Genomic DNA, 18,536 nt, shown 5'->3' with positions numbered 1-18,536 from the left:
CCACTTACTAACCAAACTTAAATTCTTATAGTTCTTTGATATTTTCTTTTTAGAAATTTGGAGCATCAACGTCCCACCAGGTTCTAGTTCCGCCTGTATCAGGTCCTCCAAGTTTTGCAAGACCTGTTGCTACCCCTCCAGGGTTTCCGTCTTTTTCAGTAGAAACAAAAGGCATTCTTCTTACACCTAATTCAGTACTAATTAAACCAGCACTTTGATTGTTAAGAATTGGCAATAATTTAGGGTAACCTGTTCTACGGTGATCAGACCAAGCTTCGTAACCGTCAGGAAAGTTCGCGATCCATTTTTGAGTAATGATTTTTTGCAATTTTACTTCATTGCTTGCTGTTTCATCCCAGGCAACTGTAACTTTGTTTACAGCTACACCATTGTTAAACGAAGCAACCGGATCTATATAATCTTTAGCCATTTTTACATTATTTGCAATATAATCAGCAGCACCACCAGTAGAAAGCTGATCGAAAGATGCATTGATACCTGCTTTATACAATGTTGCAGCATCACCGCCCATATTCCAGCCTCTTAAAGCTCCTTCAGCTCTTAAGAAATAAATTTCAGCAGCATTCAGCCAAACTACTTGTTTGTCTTCATTTATTATTTTACCAAAATTTGAAAATTCCTGATGTAACGTTTTATCTCCCATAATTCCTCCAGTACGTATTCCTTTGTATTGTCCAGGAAATTGCATAGATTCTTTAAAATAAACTTTCATTCTAGGATCGTCGTAACCTCCCATGATAGACTCCATATCTGCAGACATACGGCTGTCATTATATTCCCCAGACGCTACATTAAGAGGATGTTGCGATACATTTTTGGTAACGATAAAACTATCTGAAGCAAATTTCATTACGCCAAATTTTTGACTCATCGCTTTTTCAGCTTCTGCTTTAGCTAGTGCAGGACTCACTTTTACAATACGCATCGCTAATCTTAAACGCAATGAATTAGCATAAATAACCCATCTTGCATAACTTCCTTTATATGTTGAACGATCTATATTTGTAAAAGAACTTTTTTCTCCGGCGTCGATTCTTTTTGTTAATTCTTCTACGGCAAAGTCTAAGTCTTTAAACATAAATCCGTAAACTTCTTCCTGAGAATCGTATGCAATTGTTGCATCGGTAGTACCAAACTTTGAGTACACTATTGGTCCCCAGGCATCTGCCATTTTATGTAAAGTCTGGACTTTAATAATTAAGGCAAGAGCATAAAACTCATCATATTTACCTTTAGATTCTCTTTCTACTTTATAGAAATTTGCCATAACTTGTGCATAAGCAGCTTCCCAGCACCAAATATTCCAGTTATCAGAAATTGCATACGAAAGGTTATTAGCTCCATCAAAACCCGGAGCAGCGGTGTATCCTCCCCAGTTATTTGCAGATAAGTCATTCGCTACCTGGTATTTCCAACCCGGAACATTTACCATTACGTTATCGAACATGGTTTTAAAAGGACCATTAATATGGTTAAAGTCCTGTGTTGTTTCCTCATAAGTAAAACCATCAGGATTACTATTAACCTGATCAAAATTATCTGTACAACCAACTAAGGCTAAAAGACCAAAACAGATTAATGATTTTTTTATATTATTTGTTTTCATGATATTTTAAATTAGAAAGTTACATTTAAATTAAGACCAATACTTCTAGTTGATGGTAAACCATAAATATCAACTCCTTGTAAACCTTGACCTGTACTTAAAGCAATGTTTGGATCAAAAGGTGCATCTTTATAAATAAAGAATAAATTTCTTGCGATTAATGATAAAGTTGCTGTATTAACAAATGGAAGTACTTTTTTATTGAAAGTATAACCAAGTGAAACCTCTCTTAAACTTACATTTGTAGCATCATATACATATTCAGCTGTAGCACCATTAACCCCGGCAACTGTAGTATAATATTGCTCAGCAGGCATAGACGTTACTTTTGTACCATCAGGTTTCACTGCATTTACAGCAACACCACCTGCATTTCTTGCATCTCCACTTCTTTTTGATACTCCATAAAAATCATTCATAGATTCTGTAATACTCATTACATCACCACCAAAACGTCCGTCTATTAAGAAGTTCGCTGTAAAAGCTCCAAATTTAAATGTGTTTGACCATCCTAACATAAAATCAGGATTTGCATTACCTACTTCGCGCAATCCAGCTTCTAACGCTACATTTCCTTTATCATCTAAAACAATTTCTCCCTGATCGTTTTTAACAATATGTTTTCCTTCAATAACTCCAAATGGTTTTCCTTCAGTTAAAACATATCTGTAATTGATATTGTTTACAGGAGTCAATGGAATTGTACCTCCCAATTCCTCAGGAATTTCTTTAACTTTATTTCTGTTTTGAGAATAGTTGATTGTTGTATCCCATGAAAATTTATCTCCGGCAATGATTTTTCCGGTAAGAACAACCTCAAAACCTTTGTTTTCGATACTTCCTGCATTAATTCCGTAATTCGTATAACCGTAAGGATTTGTTGCAGGTGCAGGAATCTGAATGTATTGATTTTTAGTTTCTGAATTGTAATATGAAATTTCAAAACCTAATCTGTTATTAAACATTCTCCACTCAGTACCAAATTCAAATTCTGATTTTAGTTCTGGTTTTAATCCATCACCTGGTCTTGGTCCTACCGTAGGAGGAATAAGGTTACCTCCCTGAACAGTTGATTTCGGTGAAGTTACGAAAGCAGAAACGTCATTACCCACTTGAGCATATGTTCCTCTCACTTTTCCGAAGTTAATCCAGTCTGGCATAGTAGTCATTTCGCTTAAAAGAGCTGTAACCCCTACAGATGGATAAAAATATGACCCTGTATCTGTATTTACTAAAGTAGAAGACCAGTCGTTACGTCCTGTAACGTCTAAATATAACATGTTTTTATAACCAAAAGTTGCAGAACCAAAGATCGACTGAACTTCTCTGGAAGAACCTGTAGCCTGAAGACTTAGATTATCTAGTCCTGATGCTTCTCCAAAATTTCCTAATGTAAACAAGTTAGCGTTAACAAGTCCGCCAACAATACCAGAATCTAAAGTAGTCGATTGATTTGCTAATGTGTTATTGATACTTGCTCCTACGATAGCATTAAAGCTAAAGTCTTCGTTGAAGTTAGTATTAATTTTAGCAATCAAATCTCCGTAACGCTGTGTGCTTAATGTTCCAACGTTTATATATCTACCGTTTATATTAGATAAAGAAGTATTGGTTGTAGCATAAATCTTTTTATCATAATCGTTTTCAACTCTATTGTAGCTATATCTTGCAGCAATGCTTAACCAATTGTTTGCTTTGTATTCTAAAGCTAAATTTCCGTTGAAGAAATTATCTTTATCAACAGATTTGTTTCTATTGATTAACCAATAAGGATTCTGAACATAAATATCAGCATTTGGTGCACTGTAAAAGTTTTGACCGTATAGGTTTCTAGAAGGAATAAATGTTTCGAAATTATCTTTATAATAATTAAAGTCATTTCCTCTTTGGAACAAATAAACTCCCGTTAATGGGTTTGAGTAAAGTCCGTTTACAGGTCTGTTATCAATAGTTTGGCTTGTATATTTTGCATCAGCAGAAACAGTTAATTTATTGTTGAAAAATTTACCTGTTTGGCGGATTCCAAAGTTGTTTTTCTTTAAGCCGTTCCCTTCAATAACTCCTGAAGCAGATGTGTTAGCGTAAGATAAACTTGTTGAAGAAACATCTGTTCCAGTTGTAAAGGCAGCAGAAGTAATTTGTGTAACTCCTGTATTAAAGAAGTCTTTTACAAAATCATTTGATGATACTTTTCCTCCCCAAGATTTTTGTGCATTTGCTGTTCCATATTCATACTGAAATTCCGGTAATGAATGAACAGATTCAAAAGTAGTAACAGAAGACACAGCTAAATTAGATGTGTTTTCTTTCGTCTTTTTAGAAGACAATAAGATAACTCCATTTGCTCCCTGAGATCCGTATAATACAGAAGCTGCTGCTCCTTTAAGAACTGTCATTCCTTCGTAGTCGTCTGGATTAATCAAAGAAACAACATCTCCTCCATCACGGTTACCTCCGGCAGTACTACCAAATGAATCGTTTGACGCATTATAATTACCCTGCTGATTTGAAGTACCATTATACAAAGGAATACCATCAATAACGTAAAGTGGCTGGCTGTTCATAATAGAAGAGTTACCACGGATAAGTACCTTAGTAGATCCTCCAGTACCACCAGAACTTTTTGTTACGGCAACACCGGCAATTTTACCAGCAATTGTATTGATAACGTTGGCATCTTTTACACGAGTTAATTCTTCTCCTTTAAGTTCCTGAGCAGAATAAGTCAAAGATTTTCTGGTTTTCTTAAGACCTAATGAAGTTACAACAACTTCATTTAATGCATTAGATGCTGCAGTAATCATTTTAATATTAACTGTAGCAGCATCACCTACAACTATTCTTTGTGTTTCAAGACCTACATAAGTAAAAACTAAAGTCTGTCCTTTTTGTGCTTCAATTGTGTACAAACCATCAAAATCGGTAGTAGCACCTTTTTGACCTCCTTGTACTGCAACAGATGCCCCTGGCAACGGCATCCCATCAGAATCTGTAATCACACCTTTGACATTTTTTACTTGTGCAAGGGAAACTTGCGCCGTAAAAACAATCATAAAGATTAAGAAAATTTTTTTCATGTTTATTTATTTTGTTAGTTATGGTGTAAATTTATTCTTAAGGGATTGTTAAAAAAAATAATTTATACAAACGACTGTAAATTTTAAACCAACGACATAAAACAATCAATAATACGTTTCACGAAAACGTTTTCAAATTCATATATCAATTGTTTTTATGACATTTATCAATATTTTATTCATAGAATTGTCTTATTTACTAAAAAATCATCATTAACAATAAAAACCTAATATTGTGCTGTTTACGTAAAATTCCAAATTAAAAGAGCTCATTTATTTCACTATCTGTAAATAAATATCATCTAAACCTTACTACTTTAACAAAATATTTTATTATTGACTAAAGCGTTTTTTTTAGAAATTTTAATTCCCACACAAATTTGTGGTCTTGATCTTCAGGCTGGTAAATTTTTCATGAATAACATTTAATAAAGAATATTCATCGAAAGAATCCTGCGCTATTTCCCAAATCATGATACCTCCTGCATTCTGAGAAGCTAATACTACTTTTTGGGTAATTGTGGGTCTTCCGTTATAATATATTTTACCCAATTCATCCTGATCGGCAAGCTGTGCTGCGGCTTTGATAATTTCGCCATAAGTAGCACTGGTCGCATCAGGATAAGTAAAATTATAACCGTAAAATGGTACGCCAAGTGTAATTTTATCAGCGGGAACGCTCTGCAGTTTGTGCCAAAAATCAATTCCTTCTTTTGCAAATTCAAAAGAACTATGCTGACCCGGTTTATTAGGAGCCCAAGGTCCTGTACTGTCGTAAGCCATTACATTAATAAAATCAAACGCATTTAATGCTGCCGAATTTATATTTTCGAAACGTGTATTATTTGGCAAAGCTGCCGTCAATATTTTTTTATGTTCTGTAATACTCTTTTTTAATTCAATAATAAAACCGCTATATCCTGAAGTCACAGCATTCCATTCAAGATCTACATCTACTCCGTCCAGATGATGCAACTCTACAAAGTTTATTATGTTCTGAATTAAACCTGGCCTGTTTTCCGGCTTATCTATTAAAAAAGACCAATTAGAGGCTTGTTCTTCTGATATAACGCCTCCGGCCAAAGAGATACTTATTATAATATTGGGGTTAACTGATTTGGCATATTGAATAAGTGTGTCCAGATCTCCGTTAAAAATTAAATTTCCGTTTTTATCAGGATTGGCAAATGCGACATTCAGATGTGTCAATTTGCAAAACTGTATGGAATTCATTTTATTGAAATTATCCGACGATAAATACCCTACAACTCTGGCTGTTTTCGTTTTTGAGTTTTCAGGATCAGATTTTTTTTCCGTCGAACAGCTGTAGGCTGAAAAAAGAGAACTTAGAAAAAAAAGGATGCCTAATAAGGCTTTATTTTTTATCATAATTTTTAATTTAAACTTGTTGTTTTTAATTTTAATTAGAATGAAAATAACACCTTATCAAGCATAACTTTATATTTTGAGATTTCTTTTTAGTTTACATCCCACCAAACTTTACCTAGCCAATCATTTTTCCCTCCTAATCTTGCTACGGCTTCCTGGTAATTTTTTTCATTTTTTTGCAATTCATCACTTGGATAGTACAAACGTGTTGGCACAACACCACCCGTTCCTGAATCTGAATTGGTTATTGGTATTAAATGAGGATAGCCCGTTCTTCTCCAATTAGAATATCCTTCAATACTATTAAATAGGTAAGTAATCCAAATTTGTGTTCCAATTTGCTCTTTTTCTGTCCCCGGCAATAAAGGCTTCGCATTTACATAAGCGTCGATACTTACCTGACTTGCTGGAGCCGCACCATAAATCTCTAATTGCTTAATTCCTGCCTCAACACCTTTTTTGTAGTAATCTGCAGCAGAACCTGAAACCCATCCTCTAAAAGCAGCTTCTGCCAATAACAATTCTGTTTCTGAATAACTTACATGCAAAAACGGAGTTGTTCTTAATTTTAAATAAGGCTGTATACCAGAGGCTGAATTTGATCCTCCGGGAAGCTCCCATCTAAACACTCCGGGTTTAACCCCTTCATATAATGTTTCGCCCGGCTGTATAGGCGCCCAGGGAACCACACTACTGCTTGTTTTAGGAGTAGCGATCATAGTCAATCTTGGATCTCCGTTATTTTTTAGATAGTCTATTAGTAGTGAACTAAAGTGATCTCCCTGATCATTTCCTATAAAGCCATAAGACAATCCGTTTCCTCTGTAATCAAGCCTGGCAGGATCATCACTAAAAGGAAAATCTAAATGATGCATAATACAATTGTCATCATTACTTTCAAAAACTCCATTTTGCAATGCCGCTTTCGCTTGTTTTTCTGCTTCGGCAGGATTTACTTCAGAAATTCTCATTGCCGCACGCAAACGCATCGTGTTGGCTAATTTTTTCCATTTTGAAACATCTCCTTGATAAAATAAATCTCCTTTTATCAGGTCTTTTCCAGTATTTAACTGATTAAAAGCTTCATCTAATTCTTTAAAAAATGAAGCATAAATGTCTTCCTGCTTATCATATTTTGGAGTAACAATTCCTTTAGAAAAAGCCAAACCTGCTTCTGAATAAGGTACATCTCCATAAATATCTGTCAAACGCTGTGCGATCATCACTCTCATAATTTTAGCAACAGCATTCATATTTACAGCCAAAGGATCTTTACCGGTTACATCAAGAATATCAACAACACTTTTCATTTCATGGGCATATACGTTTCTCCATAAAGCTACTGCATATTCCTCTGAATTATTAAATTTACCACCGTAGTTTGTTACTCCCCAGGAACCAGAGTAATGCTGCACAAAACCTCCGGCATATATTAAATTAGTTCTGTGCTGGTAGTATCCGTCTCCAGACATACACAATTGGGTAAACGTAAGCTGACCTGCCGGATTTGCAGATAATGCCACAGGATCTTTTTCCAGTTCGTCAAAGTTTTCTGTACAGCCCACTACGGTAAATACTGCAAGTATGGCTATTATATATTTGATTTTCATAATTTACTTTTTTAGAATGTAATTTTAATATTAAAGCCATACGATTTTCTTGATGGCAATGAACCATATTCAAAACCTTGTCCGTTTCCTGAAGTATACATCGACTCGGGATCTATGTTTGGTAAATCTTTACTGAATGTCAATAGATTTCTTGCAAATACAGAAAGATAGATTGAATTTATTTTTGCTCCGCCAAAAACACTTTTAGGTATCGTATATCCTAAACTTACCTCTCTTAATTTCACAAAAGAAGCATCATAAATAAAAGGTGCAGGCGTATTATCCGTAACATCTCTCCAATAATCCTGAGGATCTACAGGTTTTGTGTTTTTTACATAAACAGGATTATCAGCCGTTCCGGTATTTACCACTCCATTTGCTACATAACCACCGGTAGGAACCCACTTATTGATATCGAAATTAGGATCACTTGCAGCAGCTTGTGTTCTTGCAGCAATATAGGCATCTCTTCCTTCTGTGGTAATATCTAATAATCCTCTTGCTGCAGCAACAGAGTTTGTCATAGAATATACATCCATACCAAATTTCATATCCAGTAAAAACTGAAGTGTGATTCCTTTATAAGAAAATCTATTGGTTAAACCTGCAGCCCAATCCGGAAGTCCTTTTCCTAAAGCAACTTTATTGTCTGTGTATACAGGCATACCATTTGCTCCTACGATCATTTCTCCAGAAGCTGTTCTTTGAAAATCTTTCCCAATAATGGTTCCGAATTGTCCGCCAACCTGAGCTACAATTGCTGCATTAGCCCAACGCGCCTCAGAAATAGTATACGTGTTGATATCCGGATGCAAAGAAAGAATTGAATTTTTATTCTTAGAAAAATTCAAATCAATTCCCCATTCAAAATTCTTAGTTTTAATTGGTGTACCGGATAAAAATATCTCAATACCTTCGTTACGCAATTCTCCTGCATTTACTGAAAGAAATTCATAGCCTGATGTTGCAGAAGATGCTAAATCAAGGGTCTGATCAGATGTATCCTCACGATATACCGTGATATCTGCTTTTAATCTGTTTTTGAAGAAAGACGTTTCTAAACCAAATTCAATTCCTGTTTTTGACTGAAAAGTCAAATTAGCATTGGGCGCTGATGTATTCTTAACATTCACCACGCTTTGTCCGTCGTAAGAAGAATAAGTTGTGTAGTTTAATGAATTTTTATAAGCTCCGGGAGCATTAGAAACTTTTGCCCATGAAGCTCTTAATTTTCCATAAGAAAAAGCATCACTCTTAATATTAAATGCATCTGAGAACACAAAACCTAATGAGGCTCCCGGATAAAAAGCATCTTTATTAATAACGCTAAACCAGTCGTTTCTTCCTGTAAACTCAGCATATAAATATCCTTTATAATCTAACTTTGCAGAACCGTAAACTGAATTTGTCCTTGTTCTTGTTTCTATTGGTGCATTTATTGTCTGAGTCGAAAAATTACTAATAAACTCTGTTCCCGGCTGAATAATATTGGTTCCCTGACTAGAATTTTCTGATCTCCTGAAATCCCTTCTTGTTGCTCCTAAAATTCCTGAAAAAGTCAAATCTGCAGCTAATTTTATTTCGCTAAAATTAGCAATGATATCGGTATTCATTTCAGAAACCGTAATATCATTCAATCCAAGATAACCCGCATCTCTTCCTGGCCATGTATTACCGGGTACCATGAAATCTTTAGAATCAAAAACATACGTATCTAAACCGGTTCTAAAAGTCAGTCCAACCCATTTTTCAAGCTGATAAGTTCCGGCAACATTCCCTGTAAAACGATTTTTCTTAGAGGAATTGTGATTGGCATCTACTGTTAAATAAGGATTCAATTGATAAATATTGTTATTCCACTTATAGATTTCTCCAGTCTCCGGATTTCCATAATTTTTCAACCACGCCTGATCAATATTTGGCGCCAGACCACTTAAGGAATAACCAACATTATTTGGCGAATCACCTAAGCCAGGTCGATTATTTGTCGTTTCCATCATGTAATTTACATTAGCATCTAAAGTAAATTTCTCTGATTTTAAAGTAGCATTCAAAGTGGCATTATTTCTCTCTAATCCGGAATTCGGAACAACATCATCATTTTTCATGTTATTAAATCCAAAACGGAGGTAGGCGTTTTCACTTCCGCCAGAAAGTGCAATTCCGTTTGTGGTTGTAATCCCGGTCTTAAAAAAATCCTGAATATTGTTATCAACTCTGGCATAAGGTCGCATAGAACCATCAAATATTTTTACCTGTTCTCCTATATGATTAGAAAATTTAGGTCCCCATGCACTGGTTGTATATCCGTAAATTTCACTAGGTGCCTTTAACGGATCCGGCAAAATTCCACGGCCTCCCGTACCGTATTCAGTTTGAAAATCATCATACTTCGCATTTACACGATCAAAACTAACACCACTCGTTAGTTCTACCTGCAATTTTCCTTTGCTTCCTTTTTTAGTGGTAATTAAAATTACCCCGTTCAAAGCTCTTGAGCCATATAAAGCTGATGCAGCTGCACCTTTTAATACAGTAAGACTCTCAATATCATTCGGATTAAGACTTGAAATTCCGTCTCCGCTATCTCGTCCGTCAAACCATTTACTGGCTGCGGCATTGTCATTATTCAAACCTGAGTTATCAATAGGAACTCCATCTACAATATAAAGCGGCTGGTTACTCTCGCCTATACTCGAAATCCCTCTGATAATAACTCTGGCACTACCTCCCACTCCCGTTGAAGGCATCGAAACATCAACTCCGGCAATTTTACCTGAAAGTGACGATGCTACATTAGTTGTAATCACCTTATTAAGCTGATCTCCTTTAATATCCTGAACGGCATATCCCAGTTCTTTCTTCTGTCTCTTAATACCCAATGCAGTCACTACAACTTCATTTAAGTTTTGCGTGTCTTCTGCCAATACAACATTTACTGTAGCTGATTCGGTTACAGTTGCAGTTTTGGTTTTAATTCCGATATACGAAAATACAAGTACATCTCCTTTAGATGCCTGTATCGTATATTTTCCGTCATAATCAGATTGGGCGGTTGTTTTCCCTCCTTGAATAGTGATACTCACTCCAGGCAGCGGCAATCCGTTTTGATCGCTCACCAAGCCTTTGATTGTTTTTATCTGGGCGAGCGTGACCTGCGCCGTAAAAACAAACATAAAGATTAACATAATTTGTTTCATTTTAACATGGTTTTGTTGGTTAAGCGATAAATCTATTGTTAAAATTAACATAAATAAAACATTTTAAACAAACAACACAAAACCTTAAACCAACGACACGAAACAATCAATAATACGTTTTACGAAAACGTTATCACATACAGACAATATAATTTTTATCTTTTTTTATAAAATTTTATTCAAAAGAATTGTGTTTTATCCCGTAATTGTTTAAAGTTGCACAATATTTCTAAACAAGAAATAGCTAATACTAAATTTCCCCAATAAAGTTGACTGAAATCCAAAAATTAAAATTTGATATTAAGCTTAAAAATCACATTTGGTTTTGGGGCAGCTATTTCACTCTTAACTTTTTACGATGGGGCGCCTACTTTAATGATTATCCTTATTCGTTCAAATCAAACCTGATTGAGTTCTCTTTGCACATACCATTAGTCTATTTTAATCTTTTTGTTTTGGTACCGCGTTATGTATTAAAGCAGAAATATATTACATATACCATTTCGCTGATCATAAGTTTATTTTGCATCTATTTAATAAAAACAGCGCTTACCTATTATATTATATCCGAAAACATCTGGCCGGAGGCAAACAGGGAATACCATCCTTTCGAAATCAACCATATTGTTGCTGTTTGTATTGGTGAATTGTATGTTCTTGCCATGGCTTCATCTGTTTACCTTACTCTCACGTGGTTAAGAGAACGTGAGAGAAACAGATCACTCAGAGAAAATCAGTTTAAAATCAAATTAAAGTACCTTGAAAATCAAATCCAGCCGCATTTCTTTTTCAATACCTTAAATAATCTCTACGCATTGTCATTAGAATCTTCTGATAAGGTTCCGGATGTGATTATAAAACTGTCAAATTTGATGGAATATGTTTTATATGATGTAAAAGGAACCAAATTTGTTCCATTAATCAAAGAAATTGATTACATTCAAAATTATATCGAAATTGAGAAGTTACGCTTTGAAAACGTAGAAGTTACCGTCAATTTAGAGTCGAATATAGAGGATATTGTTGTACCGCCTTTAATCTTCATTTCATTGGTCGAAAACGCCTTTAAACACGGGAGTATCAACAACAATAACTTAAAAATTAAGATCAATTGTAAGATTATCGATAATAAAATATTGGATTTTGAAATCTTAAATAATTTTGTAAATTCACAAAATCTTAATACAAAAGGCGGAATTGGCTTAGTAAATACGAAAAAAAGATTAAAATTAATTTACAAAAACGATTTCAGTTTAAAAAATTCGACCAAATTAAACTACTATATAATCCGTTTGCAAATACCTATTAATAATGAAGATTAAATGCGTGTTGATTGATGATGAACCATTAGCGATCAAAGTCCTGCAAAATTATTTTACAAATTTTACAGATTTTGAAGTAGTCGGTACATTCAATAATTCTTTAGAAGCGCTTGATTTTATAAACAGTACTGCTGTCGATGCCGTGTTTCTGGACATTAATATGCCCATGATGACAGGTTTCGAACTTATTAGCTTAATAGAGAATAAAACCAAAGTCATTATTACGACTGCTTTTAGGGAATTTGCAGCAGAAAGCTACGATCTTGATGTTCTTGATTATTTAGTAAAACCAATTCCGTTACCGCGATTTATAAAATGTATCAATAAAATTACTACTGAATACAATTTAAAAAACAATATCAAGGTTGAAACGACAAAAGGGGATTCTCATATTTTTATCAAAGTCGATAAAAAAATGATGAAAATTAATATCGAAGAAATCTTATTTGTCGAAGGCATGAAGGAATATATAAAAGTTGTCACGCCCGATAAAACCTACATTACCCATAAATCACTGACTTCTTTGTCTGAAGAATTGCCTGCTGATCGCTTTTTACGCATTCATAAATCGTATGTAATCGCACTAAATAAAGTAAAATCTATCGAAGGAAACCGCATTCAGATACAATCTTATACCATTCCTATTGGCAGAAATTACAGTAAAGAGGTGAAAAACAAAATTCTCGAATAAATTTTAACTTTTAAATTCATTTTCTAAGTCGGTAAAAATTAACACTTTGTTGAAAAAATGACGTCGTTGGTTTAAATTTAACATTATTTGTGCCTTTTTATTTTTTTTTGAAACACTTAACAAATATATTTACGGTCTTCAAAAAACAATAAAATAAAAAATTAACCTCTTAAATTATGAGTTCAGAAAATGTTCAAACCAAATGGGGACAGTTTATCTCGTTGATAATTGTTTTCTTCTTTTGGGGTTTTGTTGGTTCTGCCAACGATATCCTGATTCCGGTATTCAAAAAAGTATTTACTTTATCACAAGTACAATCACAATTAGTAGCCTGGGCATTTTACGCCGCATACTTCGTAGGTTCTGTGATTTTCTTCCTTGTATCTACAAAAGTAGATGTTTTACAAAAATTCGGATATAAAAAAACCCTTTCTGCCGGTTTACTCCTTTCAGCAGTTGGATCATTCTTATTTATTCCTGCTGCCACAATGGAAAGTTTTCCATTCTTCTTAACTGCCTTATTTACTGTAGGTTTAGGGTTTTCGATTCAGCAAATTGTAGCCAATCCTTTAGCCATTAAAATGGGAAGCCCTCAAACAGGAGCGCACCGTTTGACTTTAGCAGGAGGTATTAACTCTTTTGGAACAACAATTGGAGCTATTTTATTAGGAATCGCTTTGTTTGGAATGGGAGACAACAAAAACACATCTCTTTCATTAGAAGATATTAAACTGCCTTTTATCATCCTTGGACTTGCTTTTATCGCAGTCGCTGTTTTCATGAACTTCTCTAAAATCGAAGATCCTGCAAAAGAAGAGGAAGAAGTGGTTAAAGTAGCCCACGAAAAATTCAAAATATCTGATTATCCTCAACTATATCTAGGAATGTTAGGTATCTTCATCTACGTTGGAACTGAGGTTACAATCATCAGTAACTTACCGGCTTTATTGCATACCGCTGAATTTGGTAATGTTTTAGAGGATGCCATAGCGCCATTTATCGCCCTTTACTGGGGAAGTTTAATGATTGGCCGCTGGAATGGTGGTGTTAACGTTTTCAATACTTCTAACTTAGTAAATACAGCATTAAAATTTATTGTACCTGCGGTAGCTTTTGGAGTTATCATTGGAGCTAATATTTTTGCTGCTCATGATGTTTCTGCATTCTACATCTACCCAATATGGATCTTATTGTTTATCGCTGTAAGTTTTGTGGGAGGTAAAAATGCCGGAAAAACATTAATGCTTTTCGGAATATCGGGATTATTAATGATGGTTGCAGGTTTGGTTTGGCCAGATCCGTCAATTGCTAAATTCTTCTTTATCTCAGGAGGTTTATTCTTATCTATCATGTGGCCATCGATCTTCGATTTAGCAATTGCAGGTTTAGGAAAAAATACCGGAAAAGCATCTTCATTTTTGATTATGATGATTCTTGGAGGAGGAGTTATTCCTTTGGTTCAGGGTAGTATTTGCGACATCGATCTTACTAGTCCGGAAGGAATCTTCGGAATTTCCTGGACACACTTCTCATATGTTATTCCACTCCTTGGATTCGCTTATCTAGGATTCTACGGTTTTTATTGCCCTAAGATCTTAAAAAGACAAGGCATTGATCACAACATTCAAAGCGAAGGCGGAGGTCACTAAGCTAAAAAAAAACAATAAAAAAATCCCAAATTCCAATTTTATCGATTCGAATTTGGGATTTTTTCATGCTCTACTTTATATATAACCCGACAGGTTTCTAAAACCTGCCTGGTTTCCTATATCATCAGTTTTAGACTTACTTCGCATTTATAATATTACTCAGGTTCTTTTTGAAAATCTCTTTATTCTTTGCCGATAAAGTATAAACCACATCCTTATCAGCATGCACAATAACTTTATCAATATCTGCCTCTAAAAGCGCTTTGGGGTCTTTAATTTTCAACGTGCAGGCACCATCAAAAAAGCCATCATCCTCAATGATTTTTTTAGCCTCGATAATAGTTCCGTCACTTAGAACTGCTGAGATAGTCATCGTTTTATTCAGTGTTTTCGAGTAGAAACCGTCCATCACCAACAACAATCGGTACGAGTTTTTCAATTCCGGACCTTTAAATTCATGACGTGTAATATTATAACGCAATCCTTTAGCCAGAGTTTGAAATTGCACCGAACAATCCAACTCAAAACTCCCTACATCACCAGCCTCATTGACCTCTTTTTTTATTTTAGCAACTTGTGCATTTACACCACAACCAATAATTAAAAATACTAAAATTACGATAACTTTTTTCATATGTATTTCTTTTTGAGACATATAAAAGTAAAAAAAAATCGTCACCTTTTTTACAAAGGTGACGATTTTAAACTATAAAGATCTGATTCTTACTTATTTCCTTTTTCGAAATCAGCTACGAATTGAGCCAATCCAATATCAGTCAATGGGTGCTTCAACAATCCGTAAATTGCAGAAAGAGGTCCAGTCATTACATCAGCACCAATTTTAGCACAGTTTACAATATGCATCGTATGACGCACAGAAGCTGCTAAAATTTGAGTTTCATAACCGTAGTTATCATAAATCAATCTTATTTCTTCGATCAGGTTCAAACCATCAGTCGAAACATCATCTAAACGGCCAATAAATGGAGAAACATAAGTAGCTCCTGCTTTTGCAGCCAATAAAGCCTGACCAGCTGAAAATACAAGTGTTACGTTTGTTTTAATTCCCTTATCAGAGAAATATTTTGCAGCCATTACACCTTCTTTTGTCATAGGCAACTTAACCACGATTTGATCATGCAATTCAGCCAATTCCTCACCTTCTTTGATCATTCCGTCATAATCAAGTGCATTAACTTCAGCGCTAACATCTCCTTCAACAAGATTACATATGTCAACATAGTGCTTTAAGATGTTGTTTTTTCCGGTAATACCTTCTTTTGCCATCAATGACGGATTAGTTGTTACACCATCTAAAACACCTAAAGCCTGTGCTTCTTTAATCTGAGCTAAATTAGCTGTGTCAATAAAAAATTTCATAATTATATCTATTTAATTGTGTTCAGTTTTTCGGCGTTCCCTAACGGACGGCTGTCGGCTTTATCTTTTGTTCTGTTTCACTTCACAAAAGCCCTCACCCCTAACGCAAATTCGGTGCAAAATTACAATTTATAATTTCCATAAAATAAAAAACTAAAAAATAATTCCAAATGCCCTATTATAGCCTGTAATACCTTTAGTCTGAAAAGCTGGTTTTATTTTTGTATTTTTAAAAAATAAAAAAAACATCCCAAAAAAAGTGCTAGAAGATCATTTCAAACAAGATATTACTAATATCAAAAACATCGCGATTGTCCCTACTTTACTCAACGTTATCTGCCAGACTACGGGAATGGGTTTTGCAGCAATAGCAAGAGTAACAGAGGATCGATGGATCACTTGCAGCGTTCAGGACAATGTACTTTTTGGACTAAAAGCGGGAGATGAATTAAAAATAAAAACAACCATTTGTGACGAGATCAGACAAAATCCAAAACCTGTCATTATTGATAATGTAAGCGAAGACAAGGAGTATCACGATCATCACACTCCTGCAATGTATAATTTGCAGAGCTATATTTCTGTACCCATTATACGTCAGGACGGAAGTTTTTTTGGTACATTATGCGCAATTGACCCCAAACCAAACAACTTAAAAGAATTCAAAGTACGCGAAATGTTCAACTTATTTGCTGAACTTATTTCTTTTCATCTTACAGCAATCGAACAAGATGTTGCTAATAAAACTATTCTAAAAGAAAAAACGCATCTTCTTGAAAAAACGAAAATTGAAAAAAATCAGGTCGAAAAATTAAATTCCGACATTGAAAAAAAACTAATCCAGAAAAACATTTCACTTGAAAAAATGAACAGCGAATTAGAAGCGTTCAATTATATCTCAAGCCATGATCTTCAGGAACCTTTGCGAAAAATCCAACTTTTTACAGATACTATCGAGCGCGAAGAAGCCGCCAACTTATCTGAAAGAGGCAAAGCCGCGTTTCATAAAATCAAAACTTCAGCCTTTAGAATGCAAAATCTGATCAATGACCTTCTGATTTATTCTAAAACAAAGTTTGATGATAGAAAATTCGAGCTAAAAGATTTAAATACTATTGCCAGAGATGTTATTGAAGATCTCACGAATGAATTCGAAAATAAAAATGTAACTTTTGACATACAAGAATTAGGAAAACTCTCTGTAATAGAATTTCAATTCAGGCAATTATTGTACAATCTTATTAATAATTCATTGAAATTTGCAAGTGCGGAACGCAATTTAATCATAACCGTTTCAGCACAAATAACAAATGGAGAACTCGAAAAGCTTTCCCCACTTAGTAAATATCATAAGATAACCATTTCAGACAATGGTATCGGGTTTGACCAATCGTATAGCGAAAAAATATTTGGACTTTTTCAGGCTTTACATACAAAACCATTAAAAAGTACCGGAATAGGACTTACTATAGTAAAACGAATTGTAGAGAATCACAACGGATTTATCAAAGCCGAAGGAACTCTAAATCAAGGAGCAAAATTCAGCATCTTTATTCCGATAGAATAGATTCAAAAAACTGCTGCCAATCAAATTTCTATAATTTATAATGATTCATCAGCATTTTTTCATACACTTTATCCGGAAGCGCACGTTTTAAAACGATCGAAAACTTCTGCATAAAGGCACCCACTTTATAATGTACGTTGGGCTTTTTTTGCTGCATTATTTTATAAATAAACTCAGCCATTTCATTCGGATTACTTCCCGCATCAACATGTTCGTTCATTGTCGCAAGTGTCTCGCCATATACTTTTTCGTATGCAGAACCATTTATAACCGGTGCATGATAACGCCCTGATGCAATATTGGTAGCAAAATCCCCAGGCGCTACATTTGTGATTTCAATCCCAAATGACTTTACCTCCATACGCAAAGCTTCAGTAATTAGTTCTAAAGCTCCTTTTGATGCCGAATATACGCTACGATAAGGCAATCCCATATAAGCGGCAATCGAAGTAATATTAATAATCAAACCTGATCTTTGTTCACGCATTTGTGGCAAGACCGACTTCATTACTTCTATAGGCCCAAAAAAATTAGTCTCGAAGTTATTTTTGATTTCCTCCATCGGAATTTCCTCCAAAGGCCCCGTAATTCCAATACCGGCATTATTAATCACCACATCTAACCGACCGGAAGTCGCAATAATTTTTGCTACAGCAGACTTTATCGATTCGGCATTTCGAACATCTAAAGCCACCAACGGGAAAATCGAGTTCAATACTTTCTCCGGATTTCTGCTTGTTCCGTAAACTACGAAACCTTTTTTAAATAAAAATTCCCCAATTGATTTTCCAATCCCTGAGGATCCTCCGGTAATTAAAACGACTTTGCTCATTATACGTTAGATGTTAAAAGTTATAAGTGAAACGTGATTGTCTATATGTAGAAATCAACAGGGTCAGCTAGAACTTCTAACCTCTCCAATATACTTCTAACTTCCGACAGGTCCAAAAATAAAAAAATCCTCCTGAAGGAAGACTACTTTTGAATTAATTCTAAAAAAAAATCTGAATATAAATTCAGATTA

Annotated in this window: 12 protein-coding genes; 4 read left to right on the top strand and 8 right to left on the bottom strand. The window is 34.7% G+C overall.

The genetic code is table 11. From position 1 onward, the window contains the following. Positions 1-49: 49 nt before the first annotated feature. The 5 genes from B0A67_RS12185 to B0A67_RS12165 all read right to left on the bottom strand — a co-directional run bounded on the left by B0A67_RS12185 (position 50) and on the right by B0A67_RS12165 (position 10,903). Positions 50-1,627, bottom strand: a complete 1,578-nt coding sequence (locus B0A67_RS12185) for a SusD/RagB family nutrient-binding outer membrane lipoprotein (RefSeq protein WP_072965124.1) — start codon at positions 1,625-1,627, stop codon at positions 50-52. An 11-nt stretch (positions 1,628-1,638) separates the two neighbouring features. Beyond that, the gene (locus B0A67_RS12180; protein WP_072965125.1) at positions 1,639-4,704 is read right to left on the bottom strand and encodes a SusC/RagA family TonB-linked outer membrane protein; all 3,066 of its coding nucleotides are present in this window, start codon (positions 4,702-4,704) and stop codon (positions 1,639-1,641) included. A gap of 363 nt (positions 4,705-5,067) precedes the next feature. Next, a complete protein-coding gene (locus tag B0A67_RS12175; protein WP_072965126.1) occupies positions 5,068-6,093 on the bottom strand; it encodes a glycosyl hydrolase family 18 protein in 1,026 nt (341 codons plus the stop codon). A gap of 89 nt (positions 6,094-6,182) precedes the next feature. Further along, entirely contained in the window at positions 6,183-7,703 is a 1,521-nt protein-coding gene (locus B0A67_RS12170) for a SusD/RagB family nutrient-binding outer membrane lipoprotein (RefSeq protein ID WP_072965127.1), read from the bottom strand. Positions 7,704-7,714: 11 nt separating this feature from the next. Next, positions 7,715-10,903: a SusC/RagA family TonB-linked outer membrane protein gene (locus B0A67_RS12165; protein WP_072965145.1), complete on the bottom strand. Its 3,189-nt coding sequence runs from the start codon at positions 10,901-10,903 to the stop codon at positions 7,715-7,717. A 269-nt stretch (positions 10,904-11,172) separates the two neighbouring features. Between B0A67_RS12165 and B0A67_RS12160 the strand changes: the two genes are divergently transcribed. From B0A67_RS12160 to B0A67_RS12150, 3 genes are all read left to right on the top strand, one after another. After that, positions 11,173-12,225, top strand: a complete 1,053-nt coding sequence (locus tag B0A67_RS12160; protein ID WP_072965128.1) for a sensor histidine kinase — start codon at positions 11,173-11,175, stop codon at positions 12,223-12,225. Continuing rightward, positions 12,215-12,916 carry a LytR/AlgR family response regulator transcription factor gene (locus tag B0A67_RS12155; protein WP_072965129.1) on the top strand — a complete coding sequence of 234 codons (702 nt, stop codon included), beginning with the start codon at positions 12,215-12,217 and terminating at the stop codon, positions 12,914-12,916. Before B0A67_RS12160 ends, B0A67_RS12155 begins: the two co-directional genes overlap by 11 nt. Positions 12,917-13,092: 176 nt before the next feature. Then, positions 13,093-14,565, top strand: a complete 1,473-nt coding sequence (locus B0A67_RS12150) for an MFS transporter (RefSeq protein WP_072965130.1) — start codon at positions 13,093-13,095, stop codon at positions 14,563-14,565. A gap of 136 nt (positions 14,566-14,701) precedes the next feature. Here B0A67_RS12150 and B0A67_RS12145 read toward each other — a convergent pair whose 3' ends face one another. Then, complete coding sequence (locus B0A67_RS12145) at positions 14,702-15,199, bottom strand: hypothetical protein (RefSeq protein WP_072965146.1); 498 nt, start codon at positions 15,197-15,199, stop codon at positions 14,702-14,704. An 89-nt stretch (positions 15,200-15,288) separates the two neighbouring features. Beyond that, on the bottom strand, positions 15,289-15,945 hold the full coding sequence (gene fsa / locus B0A67_RS12140; RefSeq protein ID WP_026984462.1) for a fructose-6-phosphate aldolase: 657 nt from the start codon (positions 15,943-15,945) through the stop codon (positions 15,289-15,291). 259 nt (positions 15,946-16,204) lie between these two features. Between fsa and B0A67_RS12135 the strand changes: the two genes are divergently transcribed. Beyond that, positions 16,205-17,512, top strand: coding sequence for a GAF domain-containing sensor histidine kinase (locus B0A67_RS12135; RefSeq protein WP_072965131.1), 1,308 nt, complete (start codon positions 16,205-16,207; stop codon positions 17,510-17,512). 28 nt (positions 17,513-17,540) lie between these two features. On the opposite strand, the gene B0A67_RS12130 is transcribed toward B0A67_RS12135, so the two are convergent. Continuing rightward, complete coding sequence (locus B0A67_RS12130; RefSeq protein ID WP_072965132.1) at positions 17,541-18,344, bottom strand: SDR family oxidoreductase; 804 nt, start codon at positions 18,342-18,344, stop codon at positions 17,541-17,543. Between the last annotated feature and the right edge of the window lie 192 nt (positions 18,345-18,536).

Origin of the sequence: Flavobacterium aquidurense, assembly GCF_002217195.1 — a bacterium.
In the GTDB taxonomy this organism is placed as follows: Bacteria; Bacteroidota; Bacteroidia; order Flavobacteriales; family Flavobacteriaceae; genus Flavobacterium; species Flavobacterium frigidimaris.
The sequence above is the reverse complement of the archived record's forward strand: the minus strand, read 5'-3'. Positions and strand labels throughout refer to the sequence as shown.